The organism is Nonomuraea sp. NPDC050202, from assembly GCF_040656115.1.
Lineage (GTDB): Bacteria > Actinomycetota > Actinomycetes > Streptosporangiales > Streptosporangiaceae > Nonomuraea.
In genome coordinates this window covers 411,105-422,893 of record NZ_JBFALF010000006.1, presented here as the reverse complement: position 1 = coordinate 422,893, position 11,789 = coordinate 411,105, and the positions used below count along the sequence as shown (strand labels likewise).

Genomic DNA, 11,789 nt, shown 5'->3' with positions numbered 1-11,789 from the left:
TAGGAGACCACCTGGGCCGCCGAGCGCAGCCCGCCCAGCAGCGCGTACGGCGAGCGCGACGACCACCCGGCCAGCACCACGCCGTACACCGACACCGCGCCCATGGCCAGCATGAACAGCACCGCCACCGGCAGATCCACCAGCTGCAGCGGCGTCTCCACCCCGAACAGGTTCACCACCGGCCCGAACGGCACGATGGAGAAGGCCAGGAACGCCGGCACCACCATGATCACCGGCGCCAGCAGGTAGAGCACCCTGTCCACGGTCCGCGGGAAGATGTCCTCCTTCAGGCCCATCTTCAGGCCGTCGGCCACGGACTGCAGCAGGCCGAACTTGCCGGCCCGGTTGGGGCCGTAGCGGTGCTGCATGCGCGAGATCAGCTTGCGCTCGAACCAGACGCCGAACAGGATGCCCAGCATCAGGAAGGCGAAGAGCATCACGGCCTTGATGATGGTGATCCAGAGCGGATCGTGGCCGAAGTTCTCCAGGGTGGGACTCATGAGGCGCTCCCGATGGTGACGATGTCGCCGGCCACCGCGCGCAGGTCACGCGTGACCGAGCAGCCGCCGGAGTTCGCCGGCACCCAGACCACGCGGTCGGGCAGGTCGGCGACGCGCACCGGCAGGGTGACGTTCTCACCGACGACGAGCTTGTCGCCGTCCGTGACGCCCAGCTCGGCGGCGGTGCTCTCCGAGACCAGCGCTTCGGCGGTGCGGGCGGTGCCCGCGAGGTACGGCTCGCCGTCCTGCAGCCTGCCCTCGTCGAGCAGCAGGTGCCAGGTGGCCAGCAGCGCCTGACCCTGCTCCGGCATGTCCAGGGCGCGGGGCAGCGCGACCGGCGCGCTGACGCGGCTGCCGCGCCACGAGCCGAGGCTGGACAGCTCGCGCCGGGCGGCCTTGGCGTCCGGCAGGCCCAGGTGCACGTCCATGCGGTCGGCCAGGTTGCCGATCACGGCGAGGTCGGACTGCAGGCCCGGCACCTTGAGCGGCGCCTCGAACGAGCGGCCCCTGCCCTCCCAGTTGACGAACGTGCCGCCCTTCTCCTGCACCGCGGCGACGGGCAGGACCACGTCGGCGCGGTCGGTGACGGCGCTGGCGCGGATCTCCAGGCTGACGATGAACGGCGTGTGCTCCAGAGCGTCGAGCGCCGCCGCGGGGTCGGGCAGGTCGTAGGGGTCCACACCGGCGACGACCAGCGCGTCCAGCTCGCCGTCGCGGGCGGCGGCGAGGATGCCGGAGGTGTCGCGGCCGGGCGTGGCGGGCAGCGAGGCCACGTTCCACGCCCTGGCGACCTCGGCCCTGGCGCTCTCGTCGTCCACGGGGCGGCCGATCGGCAGCAGGTTGGGCAGCGCGCCGGCCTCGACGGCGCCGCGCTCACCGGCCCGGCGCGGGATCCAGGCGATCCTGGCGTCGGAGGCGGCGGCGAGGCGGACGACGGCGGACAGCGCGCCCGGCACGGTGGCCAGACGCTCGCCGGCCAGCACGATCGTGCCCTCGGCCAGCGTGCCGACCAGGTCGCCGATCGCGTCGGCCTCCGCGCCGGGGGCGGTACGGATGAGCGTGCCGCCCATCTTCACCAGGCCGGGCGAGGCGAACGGCGCGATCGAGGTGACCTTGAGGCCCTTCTTCCGCCACGCCTTGCGCAGGCGCAGGAAGAGGATCGGCGACTCCTCCTCGGCCTCGAGGCCGACGAGCAGCACGTGCGGGGCGTTCTCGAGGTCGGTGTAGCTGATCTCGATGCCCTTGCCGGCCACCGCGTGGGCCAGGAACTGCGCCTCCTCGGCGGAGTGCGGCCTGGCGCGGAAGTCGATGTCGTTGGTGCCGAGGGCGAGCCTGGCGAACTTGGCGTAGGCGTAGGAGTCCTCGACCGTGACGCGTCCGCCGACCAGCACGCCGGCCTTGCCGCGGGCCTTCGCGAGGCCCTCGGCGGCCACCATCAGCGCCTCCGGCCACGAGGCGGGCACGAGCACGCCCTCCTCGTTGCGGACCAGCGGCTGCTTGAGCCGGTCGGGCTGCTGCGCGTAGGTGAACGCCCAGCGGCCCTTGTCGCAGTTCCACTCCTCGTTCACCTGCGGGTCGTTGCCCGCCAGGCGGCGGGTGACCCGGCCGCGCCGGTGGTCGGTGCGCAGGGCGCAGCCGCCGGCGCAGTGCTCGCACGAGCTCGGCGTGGACACCAGGTCGAACGGGCGGGCGCGGAAGCGGTAGGCCGCGCCGGTGAGCGCGCCGACCGGGCAGATCTGCACCGTGTTGCCGGAGAAGTAGGAGTTGAACGGCTTGCCTTCGGCCGTGCGCACCTGCTCCTTGGCCCCGCGCTCGAAGAACTCGATGAGCGGGTCACCGGCGATCTGGTCGGAGAAGCGGATGCAGCGCGCGCACTGCACGCAGCGCTCGCGGTCGAGCAGGACCTGCGTCGACAGCGGCAGCGGCTTGGGGAAGGTGCGCTTCTGCTCCTGGAAGCGGGACTCGCCCTGGCCGTTGGACATGGCCTGGTTCTGCAGGGGGCACTCGCCGCCCTTGTCGCAGACCGGGCAGTCCAGCGGGTGGTTCATGAGCAGCAGCTCCATGGCCCCGCGCTGCGCCTTCTCGGCGACGGCCGAGGTGAGCTGGGTCTGCACCACCATGCCCTCGGCGACCTCGATCGCGCACGACGGCTGCGGCTTGGGGAAGCCGCGGCCGTTGCCCGCGTCGGGGATGTCGACCAGGCACTGCCGGCAGTTGGCGGCCGGGTCGAGCAGGGGGTGGTCGCAGAACCGGGGGATCTGGATGCCCAGCAGCTCGGCGGCCCTGATGATCAACGTGCCCTTGGGAACACTGACCTGGAACCCGTCGATGGTCAGGGTCACCAGGTTCACTTCTGTCTCTACGACGGTCACTGCTCACCCCAGAGAGTGGACTTCTTCGGGTCGAACGGACAACCGCCGATCTCGAAGTGCTTGAGGTACTCCTCGCGGAAGTACTTCACCGAGGAGTGGATCGGGCTCGTCGCGCCGTCACCCAGCGCGCAGAACGAGCGGCCCAGGATGTTGTCCGCGATGTCGGTGATCGTGGCCAGGTCCTCCTCGGTGCCCTGGCCCTTCTCCAGGCGCTTGAGCACCTGCTTGAGCCAGTACGTGCCCTCGCGGCAGGGCGTGCACTTGCCGCAGGACTCGTGGGCGTAGAACTCGGTCCAGCGCAGCACCGTGCGGACCACGCAGGTGGTCTCGTCGAAGATCTGCAGCGCGCGGGTGCCGAGCATGGAGCCCTTGGCGCCGACCGCCTCGAAGTCGAGCGGCACGTCGAGGTGCTCGTCGGTGAAGATCGGCGTGGAGGAGCCGCCCGGGGTCCAGAACTTGATCTGGTGCCCCTCGCGGATGCCGCCTGCCATGTCGAGCAGCTCGCGCAGCGTGATGCCGAGCGGGGCCTCGTACTGGCCGGGCCTGGTGACGTGGCCGCTGAGGGAGAAGATGCCGAAGCCCTTGGACTTCTCGGTGCCCATCCCGGCGAACCACTCGGCGCCGTTGGCGATGATCGAGGGAACAGACGCGATCGACTCGACGTTGTTCACGACAGTAGGCGAGGCGTACAGGCCCGCCACGGCCGGGAACGGGGGCTTGAGCCGCGGTTGACCTCTGAAGCCTTCCAGCGAGTCGAGCAGCGCCGTCTCCTCGCCGCAGATGTACGCGCCCGCGCCACTGTGCACGACGAGCTCCAGATCGAAGCCGGAGCCGAAGATGTCGGTGCCCAGGTAACCCTTCTCGTACGCCTCGCGCACGGCCGCGTGCAGCCGCCGGATGACGTGCAGCACCTCGCCGCGCACGTAGATGAAGGCGTGGTTGGCCCGGATCGCGTACGAGGTGATGATGATGCCCTCGACCAGCGAGTGCGGGTTGGCCATCATCAGCGGGATGTCCTTGCAGGTGCCCGGCTCCGACTCGTCGGCGTTGACGACGAGGTAGTGCGGCTTGCCGTCGCCCTGCGGGATGAAGCCCCACTTCATGCCGGTGGGGAAGCCCGCGCCACCGCGGCCGCGCAGGCCCGAGTCCTTGACGGCCTGGATGACCGCGTCGGGGTCCATGCCCAGGGCCTTCTTCGCCGCCTCGTACTCGCCGTAGGAGTCGAGGGTGAAGGAGTTGGGCTGGTCCCAGTTCGCGGTCAGGACCGGTGTCAAAGTGGTGCTCATGCCTCCGGTGCCTTCCATCCCTTGGCCTTGGCGACCTTCAGGCCCTCCAGCGAGGCGCCGGCGGCCGACGGACCCTCGCCCGCGAGGTCGTCGGGCAGGCCCGAGAGCACGCGCGAGGCCTGCTTGAAGGTGCACAGCTTCTTGGGGCCGCGCGTGGGCGCCACGTCCTTGCCGTCACGCAGGTCGTCGACGAGCTGCTTGGCCGACTCGGGCGTCTGGTTGTCGAAGAACTCCCAGTTGACCATCATGACCGGCGCGAAGTCGCAGGCCGCGTTGCACTCCAGGCGCTCCAGCGAGATCTTGCCGTCGGCGGTCGCCTCTTCGTGACCGACGCCGACGTGCTCCGAGAGTTCCTCCCAGATCTGGTCGCCGCCCATGACCGCGCACAGCGCGTTGATGCACACGCCGACGTGGTACTCGCCGGCGGGCTTGCGCTTGTACATGGTGTAGAACGTCGCCACACCCGTGACCTCGGCCTTGCTGAGGCCGAGCATCTCCGCGCAGAACTCCTGCCCGTCGTCGGAGACGTAACCGTCCTCGGACTGCACGAGGTGGAGCAGCGGCAGCAGGGCGGAGCGCGTCTTCGGGTAACGCCCGATGATCTCCTTGGCGTCCCGCTCCAGACGCTCACGGATCTCCGGTGAGTAAGTCACCGGTCCACACCTCCCATGACGGGGTCGATAGATGCCACCGCGGCGATCACGTCGGCGACCTGGCCGCCCTCCGCCATCGCGGGGAAGCTCTGCAGGTTGCAGAAGGACGGCTCGCGGAAGTGCACGCGGTACGGCCGGGTGCCGCCGTCGCTGACCACGTGGGCGCCGAGCTCGCCCTTGGGCGACTCGATGCTGGCGTACGCCTGCCCGGCCGGCACCCTGAAGCCCTCGGTCACCAGCTTGAAGTGGTGGATGAGGGCCTCCATGGAGGTGCCCATGATGTGCGCGATGTGGTCGGGCGAGTTGCCGAACCCGTCAGGCCCGAGCGCGAGCTGCGCGGGCCAGCCGATCTTCTTGTCCTCGATCATGACCGGGTCGCCCTTGAGCGGACCGGCGATGCGGTCCAGCGCCTGCTCGATGATCTTGAGGGACTCCTCCATCTCCCGCATGCGGACGAGGTAGCGCGAGTACACGTCGCAGCCGCGCTCGGTGGCGACGTCGAACTCGTAGGTCTCGTAACCGCAGTAGGGCTGCGACTTGCGCAGGTCCCACGGCAGGCCGGCGGCGCGCAGGATCGGCCCGGTGACGCCGAGCGCCATGCAGCCGGTCAGGTCGAGGTAGGCCACGTCCCTGGTGCGGCGCACGTAGACGGGGTTCTCGTCGAGGAGCTTGCGGATGTCCTTGATCCGCTTGGGCATCTCCTTGAGGAACTCGCCGACCTTGTCCACCGCGCCGGCGGGCAGGTCCACGCTCACGCCGCCGGGGCGGATGTAGGCGTGGTTCATGCGCAGGCCGGTGATGTACTCGAACAGGTCCATGATCATTTCACGATCGCGGTACCCGAACAGGAACGGCGTGGTCGCGCCCAGCTCCATGCCGAACGTGCCCATCGCCACCAGGTGCGAGGCGATGCGGTTGAGCTCCATCATCATCACGCGGATGGCCTGCGCCCGCTCGGGCACGCGGTCGGTGATGCCGAGCAGCTTCTCCACACCGAGGCAGTACGCGGTCTCGTTGAAGATCGGCGAGAGGTAGTCCATGCGGGTCACGAACGTGGTCCCCTGGGTCCACGTCCGGTACTCCATGTTCTTCTCGATGCCGGTGTGCAGGTAACCGATGACGCCGCGCGCCTCGGTGACCGTCTCTCCGTCGAGCGTCAGCACCAGCCGGAGCACGCCGTGCGTGGACGGGTGCTGCGGGCCCATGTTGACGACCAGGCGCTCCTCCTCGGAGTCGCGCACGCCGGTGACGACCTGGTCCCAGTCAGCGCCGTTGACCGAATAGACCTTGCCCTCGGTCGCCTCGTCATAAGCGGTGCTCATGAGTAGCTCCTTCTCTGGTCAGGCGAGGGGATGGTGGCGCCGCGGTACTCGACCGGGATGCCGCCGAGCGGGTAGTCCTTCCGCTGCGGGTGGCCGTCCCAGTCGTCCGGCATCATGATCCGGGTGAGCCCGGGGTGACCGTCGAAGATGATCCCGAAGAAGTCGTACGTCTCCCGCTCGTGCCAGTCGTGACCAGGGTAAACGCTGACAGTCGATGGAATGTGCGGGTCGGAGTCGGGCGCGCTCGTCTCGACGCGCACGCGCCGGTTGTAGGAGATCGACACCAGGTGGATCACCGCGTGCAGCTCCTCGCCCGCCAGGTGCGGGTAGTGCACGCCGGACACGCCGGTCGACAGCTCGAAGCGCAGGGCGGGGTCGTCGCGCAGCTTCTGGCAGACCTCGACCAGGCGCTCGCGCTTGACGTGCAGGGTCAGCTCGCCGCGGTCGACGACCACGCGCTCGATGGCGTCGTCCATCGCCAGGCTGTCGACGATCTCGTCGAAGTAGCCCCCGTACGGGCGCGGCGTCGAGATCTGCGGCGCCCGGCGCACGACGAGGCCGCCGTAGCCGGAGGTGTCGCCGCTGTCCTGGGCGCCGAACATGCCCCTCCGGGCGACCGGCGGCTCCTGGGCCGCCGGTGCCTCCGGGACCTGCGCGTCCGGGACCTCGGGGAGGTTGTCGGGCGAGGTCACTTCGCGGCCCCCTGGTCGATCAGCGGCAGCGTGCGCAGCGCCTGCAGCTCGAGCTCCTCGATCTGCTTGGCGCGGTGCGCGCCGAACTTCGTGTTCTGGATCTTGTCGTGCAGCTTCACGATCGCGTCGATCAGCATCTCGGGCCGCGGCGGGCAGCCCGGCAGGTAGATGTCGACGGGGACGACGTGGTCGACGCCCTGCACGATGGCGTAGTTGTTGAACATGCCGCCGCTGGAGGCGCACACGCCCATGGAGATGACCCACTTGGGCTCGGCCATCTGGTCGTAGATCTGGCGCAGCACCGGCGCCATCTTCTGCGACACCCGGCCGGCCACGATCATCAGGTCGGCCTGCCGGGGAGACGCCGAAGCGCGCTCCATACCGAAGCGCGCCAGGTCGTAGTGGGGGCCACCGGTGGCCATCAGCTCGATGGCGCAACACGCGAGGCCGAACGTCGCCGGCCATACGGAGTTCTTCCGCGCCCACCCCGCGGCCGCTTCGACCGTGCTGAGGATGAACCCGCTGGGGAGTTTTTCTTCAAGTCCCATTTTCAGTCCCAGTCCAGACCCTTGCGGCGCCACACGTACGCGTAGGCGACGAGCACGGTGACGATGAACAGCAGCATCTCGACGAGCGCGAACAGGCCAAGGCCCGAGGAGAGCACGCGGCCGAGGTCGTCCGTCTGCGGAGCGAACGAGACGGCCCACGGGTAAAGGAAGATGATCTCGATGTCGAAGACGATGAAGAGCATCGCCGTGATCATGTATTTGAGCGGGAACCGTCCACCACCGACAGGCTGGGGCGTGGGCTCGATGCCGCATTCGTAGGCGTCGAGCTTGGCGCGGTTCCAGCGCTTGGGACCGGTGAAGGGAGCGATGGCGACCGAGAAGATCGCGAAGCCCCCCGCGAGAACGGCGAGCACCAGGATGGGCACGTAAAGGTCCATCGCTACGCCTCCTCTGGAGTCGCCGCGCGCGCGGGCGCGCAGCCGGATCTGTTGATTGCGAGATTCATGCTGATGGCGCGACCTTCGAGAGTGCGTTGATGATCATGTCGGACGCATCGCCTCGCCGGTCGGTGAGATTACCAAGGAGTTTGAGCGCGAAGCGCATCAGCCTCGGATGGGGAAGCCCGTGCCTGGTGCCGAAGCTCATCACACCCGGCTTCCCAATCGCCTCGACGAACAACCTCCCGAGCGTGAAATATCCGCCGTAAGCGTCCTTCAGCGTCTGAGGATAGGTCCGCAGGATCCGCTCGCGTTGCGCGGGGGTGGTGTCCTTGAGGGCCTTGGCGATGATCTCGGCGGCGATCTCCCCGGTCTCCATGGCGTAGGCGATGCCCTCGCCGTTGAACGGGTTGATCGAGCCGCCGGAGTCTCCCACGAGCAGCAGGCCGCGGGTGTAGTGGGGCTGCCTGTTGAAGGCCATCGGGAGCGCGGCGCCGCGGATCGGGCCCGTCATGTTCTCCTCGGTGAAGCCCCACTCCCGCGGCATCGACCGGCACCAGCGGCGCAGCAGGTCGCGGTAGTCGATGTTGCCGAACTGTGAGCTGGTGTTGAGCAGGCCGAGGCCCACGTTGGCGGTGCCGTCGCCGACGCCGAACACCCAGCCGTAGCCGGGCAGCAGCGTGTCGCCGTCCCACAGCTCCAGCCAGGTCTCGAGGTAGTCGTCGTCGTGGCGCGGGCTCTCGAAGTACGTCCGCACGGCCACGCCCATCGGGCGGTCCTCCCGCTTGTGCAGGCCCATGCCCAGGGCCAGGCGGGTGCTGTTGCCGTCGGCCGCCACGACCACGCGGCTGCGGAACTCGCGGCCGTCCTTGGTGGTCACGCCCACGATGTGGCCGCTGCGGTCGTCGAGCACGGGGCCGGTGACGGTGACGCCCTCCATGAGGCGCACGCCGTTCTTGACCGCGTTGGCGGCGACGATCTGGTCGAAGTCCTGGCGGGTGCGGACGAGCCCGAAGTCGGGGAACCGCTCCAACTGCGGCCAGTCGAGCTCGAAGCGCAGGCCGCCGCCGACGACGCGCAGGCCCTTGTTCCTGATCCAGCCGGGTGCGTCGATGTCGACGCCCATGTTCTGCAACTGCTTGACCGCACGGGGGGTCAGGCCGTCGCCGCAGACCTTCTCGCGGGGGAACCTGGTCTTCTCCAGGAGCAACACGTCGAGACCGGCCTGAGCGAGGTAAAAAGCGGTTGCGGAACCGGCGGGACCGGCGCCGACGACGATGACGTCGGCGTCAGCCTGTTGGGCTGCTGGCACGGTCACTGGACATCCTGTCCCTACACGCTCGAAGGCCGTGGGGTGTCGCGCCTTCGTTCCTTTGTGAACCCCTTCACAAACTTACCGGCCCGCAGTCTACTGCTTTTCCTGTACATAGTGGCAGTCGGGGTGCGGTTCTGTGATCCATGAGGACGGCGTGTCGCCTGAGGCCGCGCAGTCATGATCGTCACGCTAGCAGCAGCCCCCGGGACGGTCAGAGCCCGGCCAGTGAGGCGATGCAGTCTCGAGACCCGTCATGGCGAGCACGGCCTGATCGAGCGGATCGAAATCGATGATTTCCGCCGCCCGGAAAAGCGCACCTTCGCTTGACCCGCGCGCAGGAAAGCGGGCTGGCTGGAAATGAGGTTTTCGGCGCCGGGCGCAGCGATTAAGCGGGCTTGAACCCCCTGTGCATGGCGACGATCCCCATCGTGAGATTGCGCCAGGCCACCCGCTCCCAGCCGGCGCCCTGGATGATGCGGGCCAGCGTCGGCTGGTCGGGCCAGTCCCTGATCGACTCGGCCAGGTACTCGTAGGAGTCGTCGTTGGACCCGAACACCTTGGCCACCTTCGGCAGCAGCCGCATCAGGTACTCCCGGTAGACCAGGTCGAACGCGCCGAAGGTGACGTGCGAGAACTCCAGGATCACCAGGCGCCCGCCCGGCTTCGTCACCCGCAGCATCTCGCGCAGCGCCTGCGAGGTGTCGTGCACGTTGCGCAGCGCCACCGAGATCGTCACCGCGTCGAACACCTCGTCGGCGAACGGCAGCCGCATCGCGTCACCCGCGAGGAACGGCACGCCGGGCCCCGACAGCGCGTTGCCGCCGCGCCGCCGCACCCCCGTGCTCAGCATGCCGAACGAGAAGTCGGAGGCGATCGCCCGCGCGCCCAGCCTGGTGAAGGTGTCGGTGGACGTGCCCGTGCCCGCCCCCAGGTCGAGCACCAGCTCCCCGGGCCCCGCGTCCACGGCGGCGGCGACCGCCTTGCGCCAGAGCCGCACCTGGCCGAGGGAGATCACGTCATTGACCAGGTCGTAGCGCCGGGCGGTGCGATCGAACATCGCGGCGACCTCGTCCGGCTGTTTGTCCAACTGAGCGCGCGTCATGCCTCACACCTTATTGGGGCCCGCCTGCGGGTACGCGGGCATCCCCATCCGGGACAATCAACGGAAAGTAGCAGCATGACTACCGAACGTCTGCTAGATATTGGCGAATGTTTGCCCGTGTCGCCCTTGCGGCGATCATCGCCTCGGCCCCCGTCCCGCACGCGCGCGTCGTGTCGGCCGACCCGATCGACAGCACCCCCCACGTGCTCGACGGCATCGTCAACGCCATCGTCGTCGTCGGCCGCACCGTCGTCGTCGGCGGTTCGTTCAGCGAAGTGAGCGACGCGTCCCGTACCACGGTCCACTCGCGCGACAACCTGTTCGCCTACGACCTGGTGACCGGACGCGTCCTGCCGGGCTTCGCGCCGAGCGTGGCTGGCCCCGTCTTCGGCCTGGCGGCCGGCGACGGCGGCACCGTCTACGTCGGCGGGGAGTTCCACGGCGTCGACAACCGCAGGGCCCGCGGCCTGGCCAGGCTCAGCCTGGCCGACGGCGCGCTGGTGCCCGGCTTCCAGCCGCGCATCGGCGGCGGCATGGTGACCGCGCTGGCCAGGCAGGGCCCCGACCTCTACGTCGGCGGCGACTTCACCAGCCCGCGCACGGCGCTGGCCAGGCTGGACGCCACCACCGGCCTGCCCGACACGAGCTTCGACATCGAGCCCGGCGCGCCGCTGACGTCGCGGGTGAAGGTCTACGCGCTGGCGGTCTCCGGCCGCAGGCTGGCGGTGGACGGCACGTTCACCACGCTCGACGGCCATTCCCGGCCGCAGCTCGGCCTGATCGACATCGGCGCGGCGGCCGCCAGGGTGGCGCCGTGGCGCACCGAGGCGTACGCGCGCAGGTGCAGCAGCGCGTTCCCCTCCTACGTACGCGGGCTCGACTTCTCCCCCGACGGCCGCTACTTCGCGGTCGTCACCACGGGCGGCCCCAAGGGCGGCATGTGCGACACGACAGCCCGCTTCGAGACCTACGCCACGGGCTCCGCCATCCGCCCGACCTGGGTGAACAGCACCGGCGGCGACTCGCTCTACGCGGTCGCGGTGACGGGGGCGGCGGTCTACGTGGGCGGGCACCAGCGCTGGCTGGACAACCCGCGGGGCCGCGACTCCGCGGGGCCGGGCGCGGTGTCACGGCCGGGCATCGGCGCCATTCATCCGAGCACCGGAAAGGCTCTCAGTTGGAATCCCACGCGGGAGCGCGGCATCGGGGTGAAGGCGTTTTACGCGCACGCCAGTGGACTACTTGTCGGTAGCGACACAACGAGACTCGGACGGGAGTACCATGCCCGGATTGGCATGTTCCCCCTGCCCTAGTCGTTCTGTGGCTTCGGCCGGTCGATCCTGTCGCTGAGACGCGCACTCATGGTGTCGCGCTGCTTGGACAGCAAGACGTAGCTCGCTATGCCGCTGATCACAAAAGAACAGACGATCAGCCAGAACGGGTTTTGCAGTCCTAGCAGCCAGAGGACACCCAGGGTCACGACGAACAGGCCGATCCGCGACGCGGTGTAAACGAGAACGGGACGCACAGGTTCGAGGTTACTCGGACCTGCGTAGCGGTCGCTCTTCGCATCGGACGCGAGCACTGCTACTGTTCCCAGT

At 69.1% G+C, this 11,789-nt stretch carries 12 protein-coding genes; 1 reads left to right on the top strand and 11 read right to left on the bottom strand.

Annotation, left to right across the window (positions count from 1 at the left end; all coding sequences use genetic code 11):
- From AB0I79_RS21000 to AB0I79_RS20955, 10 genes are all read right to left on the bottom strand, one after another.
- A partial coding sequence (locus tag AB0I79_RS21000) for an NADH-quinone oxidoreductase subunit H (RefSeq protein ID WP_357875317.1) occupies positions 1-500 on the bottom strand: 500 nt, incomplete at its 3' end.
- Positions 497-2,872: an NADH-quinone oxidoreductase subunit G gene (locus AB0I79_RS20995; protein WP_357875315.1), complete on the bottom strand. Its 2,376-nt coding sequence runs from the start codon at positions 2,870-2,872 to the stop codon at positions 497-499. The genes AB0I79_RS20995 and AB0I79_RS21000, both read right to left, overlap by 4 nt.
- Positions 2,869-4,158, bottom strand: coding sequence for an NADH-quinone oxidoreductase subunit NuoF (gene nuoF / locus AB0I79_RS20990; protein WP_357875313.1), 1,290 nt, complete (start codon positions 4,156-4,158; stop codon positions 2,869-2,871). Before nuoF ends, AB0I79_RS20995 begins: the two co-directional genes overlap by 4 nt.
- Positions 4,155-4,811 (bottom strand): NADH-quinone oxidoreductase subunit NuoE, encoded by a 657-nt coding sequence (gene nuoE / locus AB0I79_RS20985; protein ID WP_225270942.1) that lies wholly within the window; start codon positions 4,809-4,811, stop codon positions 4,155-4,157. The genes nuoF and nuoE overlap by 4 nt, the downstream gene beginning before the upstream one ends.
- The gene (locus tag AB0I79_RS20980) at positions 4,808-6,133 is read right to left on the bottom strand and encodes an NADH-quinone oxidoreductase subunit D (RefSeq protein ID WP_357875311.1); all 1,326 of its coding nucleotides are present in this window, start codon (positions 6,131-6,133) and stop codon (positions 4,808-4,810) included. Before AB0I79_RS20980 ends, nuoE begins: the two co-directional genes overlap by 4 nt.
- Positions 6,130-6,735, bottom strand: coding sequence for an NADH-quinone oxidoreductase subunit C (locus tag AB0I79_RS20975; protein ID WP_357875332.1), 606 nt, complete (start codon positions 6,733-6,735; stop codon positions 6,130-6,132). The genes AB0I79_RS20980 and AB0I79_RS20975 overlap by 4 nt, the downstream gene beginning before the upstream one ends.
- A gap of 86 nt (positions 6,736-6,821) precedes the next feature.
- Complete coding sequence (locus AB0I79_RS20970; protein ID WP_357827072.1) at positions 6,822-7,373, bottom strand: NADH-quinone oxidoreductase subunit B family protein; 552 nt, start codon at positions 7,371-7,373, stop codon at positions 6,822-6,824.
- A gap of 2 nt (positions 7,374-7,375) precedes the next feature.
- Positions 7,376-7,771 (bottom strand): NADH-quinone oxidoreductase subunit A, encoded by a 396-nt coding sequence (locus AB0I79_RS20965; protein ID WP_080043646.1) that lies wholly within the window; start codon positions 7,769-7,771, stop codon positions 7,376-7,378.
- Between the two features lie 64 nt (positions 7,772-7,835).
- Complete coding sequence (locus AB0I79_RS20960; RefSeq protein ID WP_357875309.1) at positions 7,836-9,089, bottom strand: geranylgeranyl reductase family protein; 1,254 nt, start codon at positions 9,087-9,089, stop codon at positions 7,836-7,838.
- A gap of 382 nt (positions 9,090-9,471) precedes the next feature.
- The gene (locus AB0I79_RS20955; RefSeq protein WP_357875307.1) at positions 9,472-10,188 is read right to left on the bottom strand and encodes a demethylmenaquinone methyltransferase; all 717 of its coding nucleotides are present in this window, start codon (positions 10,186-10,188) and stop codon (positions 9,472-9,474) included.
- A 107-nt stretch (positions 10,189-10,295) separates the two neighbouring features.
- On the opposite strand from AB0I79_RS20955, the gene AB0I79_RS20950 reads away from it, so the two are divergent.
- Complete coding sequence (locus AB0I79_RS20950) at positions 10,296-11,501, top strand: hypothetical protein (protein ID WP_357875305.1); 1,206 nt, start codon at positions 10,296-10,298, stop codon at positions 11,499-11,501.
- Here AB0I79_RS20950 and AB0I79_RS20945 read toward each other — a convergent pair.
- A complete protein-coding gene (locus tag AB0I79_RS20945) occupies positions 11,498-11,716 on the bottom strand; it encodes a DUF4229 domain-containing protein (RefSeq protein WP_357875303.1) in 219 nt (72 codons plus the stop codon). The genes AB0I79_RS20950 and AB0I79_RS20945 overlap by 4 nt on opposite strands.
- Positions 11,717-11,789 lie beyond the last annotated feature (73 nt).